Genomic DNA, 15,466 nt, shown 5'->3' on the forward strand with positions numbered 1-15,466 from the left:
GGAAATGCGCCTGCTGCTCCCCCTCGTCATCGCCCTTGTGGGCCTGGGTGCCGGAACTGGCGCGGGCTTTTTCCTGCGTCCGCCCCCGGCCCCGATCGAGGCCGAGGCCGAAACCCCGCCGCCGGACGACCCGGCCGAGGACACGGTTGAATTCGTCAAGATGAATAACCAGTTCGTGGTTCCCGTGGTCGAGAACGAGCGGGTCACCGCATTGGTTGTCATGTCGTTAAGCCTTGAGGTCGAACTGGGCGAGCGCGCCCGCGTCTATCAGATGGAACCAAAGCTGCGGGATGCATTTCTGGGGGTGATGTTCGACCACGCCAATACGGGCGGTTTCGCCGGGGTGTTCACCTCCAGCACCAACATGACGGCGCTGCGGATCGCGCTGATCGAGGTCGCACGCAAGACGTTGGGACCGAGCGTGCATGATGTTCTGATCATCGACCTGGTGCGCCAGGACAGCTAGCCCCGCATCCGCGAAATGATCCGCTGCAGCGCCTCTGCCCGCCCAAACGCCCGGGCAGCGTGGGTTTTGCTGCGGTTCTCGGCCGCGCGGCAGGTTGCCAGCTCGATATTCAGCTCGGCCCGGCGTGCATCTGCCCAGCGGTGCCAGGCCAGATCGGCCCCCACCATCGACGCCGCATCATCGAGATCCGGAACAACCCGCCGCCGCTGAGCGTCAAGATCGCCGATGGCGCTCTCGGCCGCGCCGCGCCGTTGCGCAGCTTGCCGCAACTCTGCCAGGGCCATGTCGCGGATCATGTCGCCCATCTGCCCCAAGGCCGCGATACGCCTGTCGTCTGCCATCAGCCGCTCCGATACGTTTTCTTGCGCATCGCCTCGGCAAAGCGGATCGCGGCGGCGACAGCGGCGTAATGGTCGCGGTGTATCTCTTGCCCGATCTCGACAGTGGCGTGCAACGCGCGGGCCGTGGGGGGATCGCTGTGCAACGGCACACCATTCTCGATGGCAACCTCGCGGATACGGGCGGCGATTTCATCCACGCCCTTGGCCACGCAAACCGGCGCGCCGGGCGAGGTGGCGTCCCATTTCAGGGCCACCGCGTAATGGGTCGGGTTTACGATCACCACAGCCGCATCGGGCACATCGCTGAGCATCTTGTTCATCGCGATTGCCATGCCGCGCTGGCGACGCTGTTGTTTCATATGGGGGTCGCCCTCGGACTGCTTGAATTCCTCTTTCATCTCCTCATGCGACATCCGGTTTTTCTGCCGGTGCTGGTGGTGCTGCCAAAGGACATCGACGGCACTGATCGCCAAGGCGATCACCAGGATCAGGAACAGGAAATCCACGACCATCTGGCCCATGGCCGAAACGCCGCTGACGGTCGGCAGGTGAACCTGCGACAGGATGTCGGGCAGGTTTCGCCAGATGAACAGGGCCAGAACCAGGCTGAATATCATCAGCTTGGCCGCGCTCTTGGCGAATTCAAACAGGCCCGAGGCGCCAAACTTGTTCTTGGCATTCGCGATCGGCGAAATCCGGGAAAGGCGCGCTTGCAGTTTCTCGGGCGCGAAAACGATGCCGCGTTGGGCGACGAGAACGGCGAAGACCGCGATGGCGGGCGCCAGAAACCAGGCGAGCAAGGGCGGCGCAAGCTGGGCGGTCATATTGCCCAGCTGGGTTTGGGGCGCGCCGCGAAAGACCTCTTCGGCCGGCGAAAACGGATCGGACAGGAACCGCATCATCTGATCTGATGTCGCAATCAGGCCGACGCCCCCGATGGTTGCGGCCACCAACACCAAACCGGCATAGCTGGCCGCGGTATTCAGATCGGTCGAGCGCGGGATCTCGCCCTTTTTGCGGGCGTCATCCAGGCGTTTCTGGGTTGGCTCGTGCTGCTTGTCGTCCGATTCAGAGCTCATCGGGCAACCCCGGTCGGATCGGCCAGCAGGTGGTGGAACTGTTCCAGCCACAGCCCCAGCATCATCGGCGCGGCCAGGGCAAACAGGATCATCCCTCCGGCGGTGATCGCTGGGGCTCCAACCAGGGCGACCATCAGTTGCGGCATCGCACGGTTAATCACACCCAGCGCCAGGTTGTATAGCAACGACACCACGACAAAGGGCATGGCCAACCGCAGCGCCAGATCGAAGGAAAATGCGACGGCGCGCACCCCCCACTCGGCCAACACATCGGCGGGCAATATCCGCCCCGCCGGCATGACCTCGTATGACGATATCATCGTTTCGGCGGCAGCCACATGCAGGCCCGACATCGCGGCCAGTGCCAGGCCCGCCACGGTCAGGAAGTGCCCCAGCGCCGGTTGCGGATCACCCGCCCCCGCGCCTAGCAGCTGCGACAAAGAAATGGCCTGCGCGGCGATGTGCCCCGTGATCTGAAGCGCCAGAATCATCAGCCGCAGAACGATCCCGATCGCCAGCCCCACGATGGTTTCGCTGACAAGGAACTGCGCGGGCGCGACCCCTTGGGCAAGCGCGGCACCAATTGCGGGCGAGGCCGCCGGCGCCACGATCAGCGTAAAGCAAACCGCCAGAGCCATCCGGACGCGTGCGGGCACGACCCGTTCGCCGAAAACCGGCAGCAGGGCGATCATGGCGCCGACGCGTAGAAACACGATGCCGGCCGCCAGCAACACTTGCTGCCCCTGCCCCAGGAACTGCGCCAGATCCACCGTCATGCCGGGATCAACCCCACCAGCGACGGGCGCGCCTGGGTTCCGATTTCCTCGAATGACAGAACCGGGGCCGAGATGCCGCGTGCGGCCAGCACAGTGCGCACATATCTGCGGCGCCTGGTCGAAGTGACGATCGCCGGAAAGATGCCCGTTTCGCCCGCGCGGGCCAGCTTTTCCGAGGTGCCATTGGCCAGCTTGTTGAACTCTTCGGGCGGCAGCGCCACGTCGCGGCCGCCATTGTCGCCCTCGATCTGATAGTGGGTAAATCGCTCTTCCCATTCGGGGGCCAGTTGAAGCAGCGGAATGGTTCCGTCGGCGCGCTTGTGTTCGGCCACCAGCTGGAAACCCAGCCGGTGGCGCACATATTCGCAGATGCCTTCGGGCGACGGCATGGCCGGGCGGATTTCGGAAATCGCCTCAAGGATCAGCGGCAGGTTGCGGATCGACACGCGCTCTTCCAGCAACAGCCGCAGCACCGCCAGCAAGAGATCAACCGGCACTTTGTCTGGGATCAGCTCGGACAGCATGCGGCGGTTGGCCTCGGCGCGGGCCGGGTCGCTGAGATTGGTCATTTCATCCAGGATTCTGCGCAGCGATTTCAGCGTCAGCAGGCGCGGGAAATTCGACCGGATCACCTCTAGCAGATGGGTCGCCAGAACCTCGGTCGGGCCGACAATCGTGATACCGGCCAGCGCCGCCTCTTCCCGCATCGAGGTCGGAATCCATCGAGCGGGGGCGCCGTAGACCGGCTCGCTGACATCGCGGCCATTGGGCACGGTCATAGTTTGGTCATTGAGCAGCGCCAGCACCTGATCGGGTTCCAGCCGGTCGCGCGCCTGTTCAACACCTTGTACGCGCACCACGTAAGTGCCGGGCGGCAGTGCGCCGTTATCGGTCAGGCGGATTTCGGGCAGGATGACGCCATAGCTTTCGGCAACATGCTTGCGCATGTTCTCGATCCGCGCATCCAGGCCGGTTGCGGGGTCAAGCACCATACCAACCAGATCGGGGGCGAACTCGACATGGATATCATCAAGGTCCAGCACGTCGCCGATCGAATTGCGCCGGATGGGCTCGGCCTCGGTGGGGGTTTTCGCCTCAGTCACGGCGCGGCGACGGGCGTTGCGGCTGACCACAGCCGCGGCACTGCCAAGTGCGACGGCGCCCGCGACGAATGGCAGGAATGGCAGGCCGGGCACCAGGGCAAAAACCGCCATCAGCACGGCAACGGTCGCAAGTGCCGCCGGGTATCTGCCCAGCTGTCCGATCAGTGCCAGATCGGTTGCGCCAGTGGCGCCGCCCCGGGCCAGCAACAAAGCCGACGCAATCGAGATGATCACCGCAGGGATCTGGCTGACCAGCCCGTCGCCCACGGTCAGAATCGCATAGGTGTTAAAGGCCAGGCCAATCGGCATGTCATGCAGCGCGACCCCGATGATCAACCCCATGACCAGATTCAGCAGCGTGATCAGCAGGCCCGCAATCGCATCGCCCTTGACGAATTTCGACGCACCGTCGAGCGAGCCAAAGAACGTGGTTTCGGCCTGCTCACGTTCGCGCCGCAGCTTGGCCTCGGCATGGTCGATTGCGCCGGCCGACATGTCGCTGTCGATCGCCAGCTGCTTGCCCGGCATCCCGTCCAGTGCGAACCGGGCGCCCACCTCGGCCATCCGCGCCGCACCTTTTGTGATCACAATAAAGTTCACGATCAGCAGAACACCAAACACCACCAGGCCGATCAGGATGCTGCCGCCCATGATGAACTGGGCAAAGCCTTCGATGACATTGCCGGCCGCATGGGTTCCGGTATGGCCCTGCCCGATGATCAGTTTGGTCGACGACACGTTCAGAGACAGCCGCAGCATCAGGGATGCCAGCAGCACTGTCGGAAAAGCCGAGAAATCTAGCGGACGCTCGATGAACAGCGTGACCGTGAAAATCAGGATCGCCAGCGCAAAGGACGCGGCCAGCCCGATATCAAGAATAAAGGCCGGGACCGGCAGAATCATCATGACGATCACGGTCATCAGCCCCAGCGCCAGCAGGATCGTCGGGCGAAACAGATCCCTCATGTTCAACGCTGACATCAGCCCCGCCCCTCGGCCGAGCGGTCAAACAGGCTGCGAGCCGTGGCGCCGCCCAGGGGCACCAGCGATCCCAGACCGCCCGGGGTTTGCCCATCACGGAGCAGTGGATAGCGGTTCTGTCTGCTGACAGCGACAGGTTCGATCGCGGGTGGCGTTGGCTGATCCGACAGCGCCGCAAAATATTCATCGAACTTTTTTCGATACCTGTTCGCATAGGTGGGCGTTCGAGAGTGATATGCCCCGGCGGCAGTGCTCCAGTTACCCTTTTCCTGGTACAGCTCTTGCAGGAAACGCGCCGCGTAATCGGCGTTGGCCTGTGGGTCGAACATCTCGGTGATCGAGGCAAAATGCTGCCCGTGCCAACGATAGTTCAACTGGAAACACCCGACATCGAAACTGCGTGCGCCCTTGCGATAGCTGGCGAGGACGTAGTTTTCTGCCTTCGCCCGTTCGTCGAACCAGACGCCCTTGCCCTCCATGTTGACGGTCCAGGGCCAAGGGCGCGTTTCCCCCGCCCTTGACCGCCCGGTTTCAACCAATGAGATCGCGCGCAGCACCGAGAGCGGAACCCCGGTCTTGCGCGACGCGTTCAACGCGGCCGTTTCACATTCAGACGCGGGCTCTGCCAATGCGGCCGCGCCAAGAGAGAAAACCAATGCCAAACTTAGAATGCTGTTGAACACATCCCGGGCAAACCTGCGTGCCATTCTGACACCTCCTGCTATGCAAGGCTTACGCTATGCGGGAGTGGTTGATTTTCTGTTAGTTCTGCTCGGCAATCAAAGCCTCGACCGCCAAGAGTGCGCGACTGCCCTGTTCCAGCGTCGCCTGCGCACGCTCCAGCCTCCCTTGCGCGGGCTGATCGGGCGTCATTGCATGTGCAAGGAATGGGCCAAACCGAGCATCATCCGGCGATGCGGCGGCGCCCCAATCACTAGACATCCAAGCCATGCGTTGCGTGGCCACCAGATCACCTGTCAGCGAGTAATACCTGGCGGCATCACGATATTCATGCATCATTTCATAAGCTTGGGCTTGTAGCAACTCGGCGCCCTGCAGCTGGAAGTGGTTGATGATACGTAGCGCCTCGGTTGGCGCATGCGAAGATAATGCAAGCCGGGCACGGGCCAGGGCGACCTCTGCCGCCTCGGCCCGAGAGACTTGTGACAACACCTGCTCGGAACGCTCCAGGAAACCCAGCTGCGCAAAGCGATCGGCGATGGTCAGGCGGGCGGCGTCATTCAGCTTCTCCGCCAGGGGGGGCAGCAAAAGCTTTTGAACATTTGTCAGAAACTCGACGGGGGGCGCAGATCGGCTGGCCGATATCGCAAGCTCGTTCAGCGAGGCCGTGTCGATCGCCGTATTCTGCGAAACACGCAGCGCATCAGCGAACCGCCCCGCACGCGCATATCCGATCACGGCGATACGTGCGGCCTGGCGCCCGGCCTCTGTCCCGCGCAGCTGGATCGCGTAGGCCTCGGCGGCCAGTAGATCCGGCTCGGGCACAGCCTTCCCTTGGTCGAGATACCGATCCAATAGGTTCAGGTGGCTGTCAGAGGCAAGGTTTCCGGTCGCGTATGACAGCTCCCGTAACGCCTCTTCGCCTTGATCCGACCGCCCAAGGGCAATGTCGGTTTGAGCCTGCGAAAGGCGCATCGTCTCGGTGGGTTGTGACGTTGTTCGCGACAGAGCATTCTGAAGCTGTTTCGCGACTTCGATCTCATCTCGTGCAATAAAGACGTCGGTCAGAGGCGTGATATGCTGGATACGCATATGCTGCGGTAGTTCGGAAAATGCCGCGGCCAATGCCCCCGTGGCGACATGGCGTGTTTGCATCTGATCAGGCGCGGACAAAACCGCCCACAAGGCCACGCGCCCGTCGCAGGATTCTTGGCCAAGCAACGGATTCGCCAATGCGCCTGGCTGGTTATCTATGATCGCCGCAAGAGCCTGATAAACTGCGGCGGAAGTCAGTTCTTGCCCATATGTTCGAATGGTTTGGTCAGCCTCTACGCCCATGCCCAAAGCCAGCTGTGCCTGGATCAGCTGTTCGACATCGCGCGCCTCGACACGATCGAATTCGCCCATCAGGGCGCGGCGGGCGGCAGACAGGTTTGCCGTGGGATCACCGGCATCGAACCATGCACTGAAATCAAACAGATGATCAGAAAAACATTTTAGCCCGACGTCTGTCACAGGCGCGGGTGCGGCCCCCGGATCCGCACGATCAACGCTTGTTTCCAAGGCGACACCGATCGTTGGCGGAGCCGTCTCACTGGCAATGCCCGGCGCAGCGGGCGGATCTGGTAGTGGCGTGGGTTCGCTGGCTGGGTGGTTCGGGGTAGGGGCCGTGACAAGACCCTGCACCGAGGCCCGGCCCAGCTCTTGAACCAGCAATTCACGTAATGCCTCGGACAGGTGAAGAGACTCGGTTGAAGGCAGTGGAACGCCCGGCCCGTCTGAAATAGCGCCGGGCGTCAGTGGCATGTCGAGATGCCGATTGGGCACGGCGATATTGCCGCTGTCGGCCAATAGGGTGACGGTCTGATCGTCGCCATGGTCCTGGCTAGGGTCGCCAATATCGATGACCAGCTTGTTGGGCGGCAGCAACTGGGTGTCCACAGGGCAGTCGCAGGCCAAGCTCAGAGTGATGCGCCCCGTATCTGTGGTTACAGACCGCAACCGGGTGCGGGGAATGAAATCGAACACTCTGGTCGCATCGAAAGACAACAGTGCGTCCGAGAAGACGAGGGTAGGCTCCCCATCCGTTGTTTCAATCTGCCAATCAACACCCGACGGCAGGTCAAGCACGAGGCGGGAAAACTCTGCATGTTCGCCAGAGCGGAGGGGGATAACCTCCGCTAAGGCCTGACCAACAAAGGCGAAAAGCGCCACGGATGCCAGCAGCCACCTCATGCCGCGTCCTTGACTGTTTTGATCGCCTCTTCCAGCTCGGCAAAGCTGGGACGGTTATGGCCCGGCGTGTTCTGGCGCCCGACTTCGATACAGATGTTGGCGGCGTGATTATAGAGGTTCGCCACCAGCACCTCGCGTATCAGCTGATAGAAATGACCGTCTTCCTCGACGACCGACTTGACCTTGGCGGCGAACGGCCCGACCAGGCCGTAGGCCAGGAACACCCCCAAAAACGTCCCGACAAGTGCGCCGCCGATCAACTTGCCCAGAATTTCGGGCGGCTGATCGATAGATCCCATGGTCTTGATCACACCCAGAACGGCCGCGACGATGCCTAGCGCGGGCAGGGCATCGGCGACGTTCTGCAACGCGTGGCTAGCATGCAGGTTGTGATGCAGGTTGGCTTCCATCCGTTTTTCAAGAACTTCTTCAACCTGATGCGGATCGTCATAGTTCATCGACGCCGAACGCAATGTATCGCAGATCAGTTCTACTGCCTCGTGATCCGCCAGAATTCGCGGGTATCTGTTGAATATCGAAGAGCTTTCGGGCGCCTCGATATGTTCCTCAAGGCCGACAGGATTTTGCTTGGCCAGGCGGATCAGTTCGAACAACAGACACAGCAGATCCCTGTAGTCGGCGTGTTTCCATTTCGGCCCCTTGAATACTTTTCCGACCGCTTTCAGCGTGTGTTTGATTGCGCTCATGTCGTTGCTGATCACGAAAGCCCCGATCGCGGCGCCGCCGATCATGGTAAATTCGTAGGGCAGCGATGCCAGGATGATACCCAGCTTTCCCCCGGCGGCCATATAGCCGCCAAAGACCATCACAAAGATCACCGCGATACCAATGATGCCGATCATCGTATTCCTCGTGCCTGAGTCCCGTTGCGCTGACAGGGTGGCAGGCAGGTCTTAATATTGTCTGTTCATTCTGATGCGGCGCGGGCATTTCGGCCGGCAAGAACCACGCTGATCGAATAGGCGGTTGCCGGATCAAGCGCGGCCATGATCTGGGCCGCGGCGTCGGGGCGCATCATGCCCATGAAACCAGCGGCAAAGTCGGGCGACATTTGTTCGAACAACCCTGCGGCGTCCTTGGGCTTCATATTCTCATAAACAGCCGTCAGGCGCGCTAGATCGCTTTCGGCCGCTGTTTCGGCCAGAGCCATGGTCGCGCGCAGGCTTTCCTCGGCGGCGCGCATGTCGGTCAGCCGCTCTTCGATCTCGGCGCGGGCGACGCGCAGCGTATGTTCGGTTTCGCGCTGGCGGGTTTCGGTCTCGTCGACCCGTTTCTCGCGATCAATCAGCTCTGCCAGGATGGCGTCGGAGATCTCGGGGCTGGCGGGGTCGCAGGCCAATGGGGGCGGCACGTTATCAACACCCCGGTTCGACACTTCGCGCGCAATGGCATGGCCGGCCGGGCCGCCCAGGCGCACAAGGCCAGACGCCGCCAGCAACGCAGCAATGACAAACAGCACGCCGCGCCCGGTCTGTTTTCGCCGGCTCATCCCGCCACCTCACGCCGCCGGCGCAGGATGAGGGGCGGCTCTTTCGTTGCGGCAGAGCGCCTGAACGTCGCCGCCTGCGGCTCTGCTTGTGGGGTGGGCGCAGCCGGGGCAGACACCGGCAGGTCATGCAAGGACGCCACCAAAAGTTCGAGCCGTTGGGCCACCTCTTCGGCACGTCCGGTCAGATCACCCAGGCTTTGACTGGTAGATTGCGCGGTGCCACGCGCGCCCTCGAGCGCCCGCGTCATGTCATCGACCTGTGCCGACAGAACTGCAATCGCTCCGCCCATTCCCTTTTCCAGGTCATTGAACCGGCGCAAACGGCGCGACAGAACCATGCAATAAAACGCCGCCCCCAACGCCCCCGCGGCCAGCAAGATATCGGCGATCATCGTCATCATTCGCTCCTTTAATTGAGCACGAATTCGGTTATCAGCAGATCGCGAACGCGGCCCTCGCCCGTCACGATCTGAATGCGCCGCAGCATCTGCGCGCGCAGACGGATCAGCGCCTGCGGATCTTCGAGGTCACGCACATCGACCGCCCGCAGATAGCCGTTGAGCACATCCAGAACGCGCGGCACCAGCAGGGTCACGTCATCCTCGTGCTGGGCGGAAACCTCTAGTTGCGCGGCGAATTTCAGGTGGCGATTCGCGCTGCCCGGACCCAGCGATACGATCAGCGGCTCAAGCGGAACGAACGCCATGCTGCGATCAAGCGGGCCGGCCTGCCCGCTGGCATCCACAGCCGAATCTGCGTGGCCACCACCCATCAACATACCGGAATACATGGCAAAAAATCCGCCCGCCCCCAGCGCGATAGCCAACACCAACCCCACGACAAGCGGCAGTTTGGATTTCTTTTTCGGCGTGTCTTCTGCCTGTTCCTCGAGCTCGGCCATCGGTGTCATCCGGTGATTGACGTTAAAACCTCTATAGCCGCGCAAGAGCTAACCGATTGTTAAGACCAATCGGCCAAGAGTGACGAAACGGCCCGGGCAGAACGCCCGCCCTTTTCAGGAGTTTCGTCGTGCAACAATTGAGCGCCCTCTGGTCCGGTCTGCCCCCGAAACGGCGGGTCATCGTGGTTGCGGCGACCGTGGTCATGTTCGTGGCGGTTCTGGCCCTGTCGCGGGCGGCAACCGCGCCCCAGATGGCACTGCTCTATTCGGGCCTGGATGACGCCGCCGCGGGCGAGGTGGTTCAGGCGCTTGAACAGCGCGGCGTTGCACATGAGGTTCGCGGCAGCGCGATCTTTGTTGACCGCACCCGGCGCGACACGTTGCGTCTAACCCTGGCCAGCGAGGGCCTGCCGGCCAATAGCGGCGCCGGCTATGAGCTGTTGGACGGGTTGTCGGGCTTTGGCACCACGTCACAGATGTTCGACGCCGCCTATTGGCGTGCGAAAGAGGGCGAACTGGCCCGCACCATCCTGTCCAGCCCCAACATCCAGGCGGCGCGCGTGCATATCGCCAATGCCTCGGGCAGTGCGTTTCGCCGCGAGATCGCCCCGACCGCTGCGGTAACGATCACGACCAACGGCGCGCCGCTCTCGCCCGCACAGGCGCGCGCGTTGCGGCACCTGATCGCCTCGTCGGTGAACGGGATGCCCCCGGCCAACGTGTCGGTGATCGACAGCGTGGCCGGGCTGATCACCGATGAAACCGAAACCATCGGCGGGGCTGACAAGGCTGAGACGCTGAAGCGCAACGTCGAACGCCTGCTTGCCGCCCGCATGGGCCCGGGGCGCGCGGTTGTCGAAGTCACGGTCGACACCGTTACCGAGCGCGAATCGATTGTCGAACGCCGGTTCGACCCCGAGGGACGGGTGGCGATTTCGACGGATACCGAAGAACGGTCGACCACCTCGTCGGATAGCGGCGGAAATGCCGTGACCGTGGCCAGCAACCTGCCCGACGGCGCCGCGGGGGGCGACCGGTCGGCCTCGTCCAACAACAACGAAACCCGCGAGCGGGTGAACTTCGAGGTCTCTGAAACACAGCGTGAGCTGTTGAAAGTGCCCGGCGCGATCAAGCGTATCTCGGTTGCGGTGCTGATCGACGGTCAGCGCGTGATTGACGACACCGGCACCGAAACCTGGCAGCCCATGCCGCAGGACGAGCTTGATGCGCTTGAGGCGCTGGTGGCCTCGGCGGTCGGGTTTGATGCGGCGCGGGGCGATGTGATCACACTGCGATCAATGCCGTTCGAACCCCTGCCCCAGCCCGGCATGCCGGCGCAGCCGGGGCTGCTGGCCGATCTTAACATGATGACCCTTGCGCAGATCGGGGTGCTGTCGGTGACGGCGCTTATCCTTGGCCTGTTTGTCCTGCGCCCGATCCTGACCAGCGGCGCATCCGGGTCGGTCGCCTCTCTGCCCGCCCCGGCCCTGTCCGGGGAAATAGATGACGGCGTTTTGCCCGCAGGGGCCATCAACGCGCGGCCCGCGACCGAGGTCGACGCTGCTCCGCTGGCCCTGCCCTCTGACCCGGTCGAGCGACTGCGCCAGATGATCGAAGACCGGCGCGAAGAGACGTTGCAGATCCTGCAACATTGGATGGAAGATGAAGAGGAGCCGGTCTGATGGCACGCCTCTATGTGCTCGAAGATTTCTCTGCGGCCCCGCACACGGCCGCTCAGGTGGGCACCCAGGATCGGCTTGCCGCCTATGAAGAGGGCTATGCCGCGGGCTGGGATGACGCCGTAAAGGCCGAAACGAACGCGCAATCGCGCATCGGGGCGGATTTCGCCAAATCGCTGCAAGACATGTCGTTCACCTATCACGAGGCGCGGGCGCATGTCCTGTCTGCGGTCGGCCCCTTGCTGGAAATGATGGCAGAGCAGGTTTTGCCCGAGATGGCACAACAGGGGTTTGCCCAAACCGTGCTCGAAGAGGCGCGCAAGGCAATCGACCACGCCGCCGATACGCCATTGGAAATCATCATCAACCCCGAGAACCGGGCCTCGGTCGAGGCCCTTCTTGGCGATGACCCCGCCCTGCCGCTGACGGTTTCCGACGAACCCAGCCTTGGCCCCGGACAGGCCTATCTGCGCACTGGATCCCATGAAAGCCAGATCGACATCGGCGCGGTCACTCAGGGTATTCGCGACGCGGTTCAGGGCTTCTTGGGGGCACAAGACACAATGAGGTATCAAAATGGATCAAGCTGAGAACCCGCTTTCGAATCTGCCGCTGGAAATCACCGTGTCGGTCGGCCATGCCCGCCCTTCGATCCGCGAGGTTCTGGATCTGTCCAAGGGCGTGATCCTGTCACTTGATCGCAGCGTCAATGACCCGGTCGAGCTGTATATCGGCGACCGCTTGTTCGCCCGGGGCGAGTTGCAAGAGCTCGATGGCGATCAGAAAGGTCAGCTGGGCGTCTGCCTGACCGAAGTCATTGATCTGCGCAAAAATAGTCTCTGACAATGTGCAAAATGCTTGTTTCGATTGCCGTCATGGCGACCCTGATCGCCCTGCCTGCCCATGCACAAGAGTTGTCAATCTCGCTGGGCGATACGGAATCCCTGGCCGGGCGCACAGTGCAGATGATTGCCCTGATCACGCTGCTTAGCCTGGTGCCCGGGCTGGCGATCATGGTGACCTGCTTTCCGTTCATCGTCACGGTTCTGGCTATCTTGCGCCAGGCAATCGGGCTGCAACAATCGCCGCCAAACATGCTCATCGTCAGCTTGGCATTGTTCCTGACCTATTTCGTCATGGAACCCACATTTACCCGCGCCTGGGACATGGGCGTTGCGCCGTTGAACGCCAATGAGATCAGCCTGGAAGAGGCATTTCAGCGTGGAATAGAGCCTTTTCGCGAGTTCATGAGCAGCCGCACCAACCCCGAAACCCTGGCCCGCATGTCCGCCCTGCGTGACATCGACCCCGCCACCGCCGATCCCAAGGCCGTGCCGCTGTCGGTTTTGGTGCCTTCATTCCTGCTTAGCGAGATCACCCGCGCCTTCGAGATCGGCTTTATGATCTATCTGCCGTTCTTGATCATCGATCTGGTCGTCGCGGCAATCCTGATGTCGATGGGGATGATGATGGTGCCGCCCGCGGTGGTTTCGATGCCGTTCAAGCTGGCATTCTTTGTGGTCGCTGATGGCTGGACGCTGTTGTCCGAGGCCCTCGTGCGCGGGTATTTCTAGGGGCCGGTTGGCCCCAATATTCGTCTCTAACGCACCACAAACTCGGCATGCAGAGCACCTGCGGCCTTGATGCTTTTCAATATATCAATCATGTCGCGCGGCGCGACGCCCAGGGCATTCAGCCCGGCCACGACCTCGGACAGGTCGGCGCCTTCGGCAATCTCGGCCATGCCATGGCCGGCGTCCTCATCCAGGCTGGCGGTGGTTCGGGGCACCACAATCGTTTCACCCCGCGCAAACGGGTTGGGCTGCACGACCAGCGGTTGTTCCTCGATGCGCAGGGTCAGGCCGCCCTGGCTGACCGCAACGCGCGAGATCCGCACATCCGCCCCCATGACGATGGTGCCCGACCGCTGATCAACAACGACGCGGGCCTTGCGCTGAGGCTCGATCCGGATGTTTTCCAGCTTGCCGATCGCATGTGCGACCGAGGCTGTGCGCGTCGCCTTGATATCCAACTCGACCGTGCCAGCATCAATCATCCGCGCGACCGACCGGCCAAAATGGGCGTTGATGCCGCTCTCGATACGTTCGGCCGTGGTGAAATCAGGGGTACGCAGCGCCAGACGCAGCCGGGTTAGAGACGCAAAATCAAACTCTACCTCGCGTTCGACGCGGGCGCCGGCCGGGATCACGCCCGAGGTTGGCACACCCTTGGTCACACTGCTGCCGTCACCTTCGGCACTGACGCCACCGGCAATGACAGATCCCTGGCCAACGGCATAGATCTGACCATCGGCGGCAGTCAGCGGCGTCATGATCAACGTACCGCCCAGCAGGCTCTTGGCGTCACCGATCGCCGACACAGTGACATCAACCTGCGAGCCCGCGCGGGAAAACGGCGGCAGGGTGGCGGTGACGAACACCGCCGCCACGTTCTTGGGGCGGAACTGTTCGCCGGTCACGTTGACGCCCAGACGTTCCAGCAGATTCGACATGATTTCCTCGGTGAAGGGCGCGTTTCGAATACCGTCTCCGGTGCCGTTCAGCCCCACCACCAGGCCATACCCGACCAGATCGTTGCCACGCACGCCGTCGAATTCGACCAGATCTTTGATACGCACGGGCGTAGCCGCAGCGATCGAGGCGCAGAGAGAGAAAATCGCCGCAAAAGCAATCAGATGTTTCATGATAGGTAATCCGCCAGTGTCAGGCGCGACATGCGCGCGGTGAGGGTATAGAGCGTTTCAAGACGGGTCTGGACCTGATCCAGCCGTGTCGCGGTTTCGTAAGGGTCGGCCCCGATAAGGTCCGTGCGGGCGATCTGGAATGCATGGGACCGGGCGGCGTTTTCGGCCTGAATAGTCTCGATTCCGGCCTCTGCATCGCCGATACGCGCCTGCAGGGTCGTCAGAGGCGATTGCGCCGATTGCAGGCCTTCGCCCGCCATCACGGCCAAACGCCCGCGTTCAACCGGGTCGCCGGCAAGAACCGTTTCGTCTGCCAGCAGGGCAGCCGTGGCCATGGCCTTGAGCATCCCGCGTATTTCCGGATCGACCGCGGTGACCGAAAGGGTGATGCGCTGCCCCTCGCCGACCGGCAGCCCGCCCATCGGGGCCGTGGCCCCCTGATAGGCGACCGTGTCAAAGCCTCCGCCCGGCGTGTCGAACCACAGGTCAATGACCTGCGCCACGTCTTGGGCCGTACCAGCGCCAGACACGGCCGTCGAAAGGGCCGCCATGATCGCCGATGCGGGCGCGATGGCTGGGCTGTCGGTTGCGGTGCCGGCAAAGAGGGATCGGCCCGCATATTTGATGTTCAGCGCCGCGACCGCGCTGTCGAACCGGGCCGCGGCGGTGGCGCCGGCGGTATCCAGAGACCCGGCCGAAGGGGTGCCGCCGACCAACAGCATGTCTTCGGCGGTTTGCATGGCCATTTGGCCCAGGCTGCCAAGGCCCGCCTGCATCATCCGCGCCATTCCGGCGGCCTCGGCCGCGTTGCGGTCATAGGTCTTGAGCATGGTCAGACTGCGCTCGATCGCGGAAAGGGCCGAGAAATCACCCGCCAAATGACGCCCCTGATCGGCAACGGTGCCGGTTGTGACCTCTTGCACCAGGGTCGTCATTCGGGTTTTCAGGGCCAGGTTGTGCCGGGCCAGCAGGACCGATTGCGATTGGTCGCCCAGTGTCAGCTGTTTCAT

General features: G+C 62.6%; 17 protein-coding genes. 5 read left to right on the forward strand and 12 right to left on the reverse strand.

What is annotated here, in order from left to right; translation table 11 throughout:
* Positions 1-4 precede the first annotated feature (4 nt).
* Positions 5-466, forward strand: coding sequence for a flagellar basal body-associated FliL family protein (locus OE856_RS07195; protein WP_263715396.1), 462 nt, complete (start codon positions 5-7; stop codon positions 464-466).
* On the opposite strand, the gene OE856_RS07200 is transcribed toward OE856_RS07195, so the two are convergent.
* The 10 genes from OE856_RS07200 to fliL form a co-directional block, all read right to left on the reverse strand.
* Positions 463-807, reverse strand: a complete 345-nt coding sequence (locus OE856_RS07200; protein ID WP_263715397.1) for a hypothetical protein — start codon at positions 805-807, stop codon at positions 463-465. The genes OE856_RS07195 and OE856_RS07200 overlap by 4 nt on opposite strands.
* Positions 807-1,886: a flagellar type III secretion system protein FlhB gene (gene flhB, locus OE856_RS07205; RefSeq protein ID WP_263715398.1), complete on the reverse strand. Its 1,080-nt coding sequence runs from the start codon at positions 1,884-1,886 to the stop codon at positions 807-809. Before flhB ends, OE856_RS07200 begins: the two co-directional genes overlap by 1 nt.
* On the reverse strand, positions 1,883-2,662 hold the full coding sequence (locus OE856_RS07210; protein WP_263715399.1) for a flagellar biosynthetic protein FliR: 780 nt from the start codon (positions 2,660-2,662) through the stop codon (positions 1,883-1,885). The genes flhB and OE856_RS07210 overlap by 4 nt, the downstream gene beginning before the upstream one ends.
* Positions 2,659-4,746 (reverse strand): flagellar biosynthesis protein FlhA, encoded by a 2,088-nt coding sequence (gene flhA / locus OE856_RS07215; RefSeq protein ID WP_263715400.1) that lies wholly within the window; start codon positions 4,744-4,746, stop codon positions 2,659-2,661. Before flhA ends, OE856_RS07210 begins: the two co-directional genes overlap by 4 nt.
* Positions 4,746-5,453 (reverse strand): transglycosylase SLT domain-containing protein, encoded by a 708-nt coding sequence (locus OE856_RS07220; RefSeq protein ID WP_263715401.1) that lies wholly within the window; start codon positions 5,451-5,453, stop codon positions 4,746-4,748. Before OE856_RS07220 ends, flhA begins: the two co-directional genes overlap by 1 nt.
* A gap of 55 nt (positions 5,454-5,508) precedes the next feature.
* Positions 5,509-7,662: a hypothetical protein gene (locus OE856_RS07225; protein ID WP_263715402.1), complete on the reverse strand. Its 2,154-nt coding sequence runs from the start codon at positions 7,660-7,662 to the stop codon at positions 5,509-5,511.
* On the reverse strand, positions 7,659-8,525 hold the full coding sequence (motA, locus tag OE856_RS07230; RefSeq protein ID WP_263715403.1) for a flagellar motor stator protein MotA: 867 nt from the start codon (positions 8,523-8,525) through the stop codon (positions 7,659-7,661). The genes OE856_RS07225 and motA overlap by 4 nt, the downstream gene beginning before the upstream one ends.
* Before the next feature lie 65 nt (positions 8,526-8,590).
* The gene (locus OE856_RS07235) at positions 8,591-9,172 is read right to left on the reverse strand and encodes a MotE family protein (RefSeq protein WP_263715404.1); all 582 of its coding nucleotides are present in this window, start codon (positions 9,170-9,172) and stop codon (positions 8,591-8,593) included.
* Positions 9,169-9,570 (reverse strand): DUF6468 domain-containing protein, encoded by a 402-nt coding sequence (locus OE856_RS07240; protein WP_263715405.1) that lies wholly within the window; start codon positions 9,568-9,570, stop codon positions 9,169-9,171. The genes OE856_RS07235 and OE856_RS07240 overlap by 4 nt, the downstream gene beginning before the upstream one ends.
* Before the next feature lie 11 nt (positions 9,571-9,581).
* Positions 9,582-10,073 carry a flagellar basal body-associated protein FliL gene (gene fliL / locus OE856_RS07245; protein WP_263715406.1) on the reverse strand — a complete coding sequence of 164 codons (492 nt, stop codon included), beginning with the start codon at positions 10,071-10,073 and terminating at the stop codon, positions 9,582-9,584.
* Between the two features lie 128 nt (positions 10,074-10,201).
* Between fliL and fliF the strand changes: the two genes are divergently transcribed.
* Genes fliF through fliP form a run of 4 tightly spaced genes read left to right on the forward strand, consistent with a single transcriptional unit; the run spans position 10,202 to position 13,326 of the window.
* The gene (gene fliF / locus OE856_RS07250; RefSeq protein ID WP_263715407.1) at positions 10,202-11,755 is read left to right on the forward strand and encodes a flagellar basal-body MS-ring/collar protein FliF; all 1,554 of its coding nucleotides are present in this window, start codon (positions 10,202-10,204) and stop codon (positions 11,753-11,755) included.
* Positions 11,755-12,342 (forward strand): flagellar biosynthesis protein, encoded by a 588-nt coding sequence (locus tag OE856_RS07255; RefSeq protein ID WP_263715408.1) that lies wholly within the window; start codon positions 11,755-11,757, stop codon positions 12,340-12,342. Before fliF ends, OE856_RS07255 begins: the two co-directional genes overlap by 1 nt.
* Positions 12,329-12,595, forward strand: coding sequence for a FliM/FliN family flagellar motor switch protein (locus OE856_RS07260; protein WP_166499325.1), 267 nt, complete (start codon positions 12,329-12,331; stop codon positions 12,593-12,595). The genes OE856_RS07255 and OE856_RS07260 overlap by 14 nt, the downstream gene beginning before the upstream one ends.
* Positions 12,596-12,627: 32 nt before the next feature.
* Positions 12,628-13,326, forward strand: a complete 699-nt coding sequence (fliP, locus tag OE856_RS07265; RefSeq protein WP_412174869.1) for a flagellar type III secretion system pore protein FliP — start codon at positions 12,628-12,630, stop codon at positions 13,324-13,326.
* A 26-nt stretch (positions 13,327-13,352) separates the two neighbouring features.
* Here fliP and OE856_RS07270 read toward each other — a convergent pair whose 3' ends face one another.
* Together OE856_RS07270 and OE856_RS07275 are read right to left on the reverse strand one after the other, a co-directional pair.
* Positions 13,353-14,456: a flagellar basal body P-ring protein FlgI gene (locus tag OE856_RS07270; protein ID WP_263715411.1), complete on the reverse strand. Its 1,104-nt coding sequence runs from the start codon at positions 14,454-14,456 to the stop codon at positions 13,353-13,355.
* Positions 14,453-15,466, reverse strand: a complete 1,014-nt coding sequence (locus tag OE856_RS07275; protein WP_263715412.1) for a flagellin — start codon at positions 15,464-15,466, stop codon at positions 14,453-14,455. Before OE856_RS07275 ends, OE856_RS07270 begins: the two co-directional genes overlap by 4 nt.

Source organism: Actibacterium sp. XHP0104, assembly GCF_025751515.1.
GTDB lineage: Bacteria > Pseudomonadota > Alphaproteobacteria > Rhodobacterales > Rhodobacteraceae > Actibacterium_D.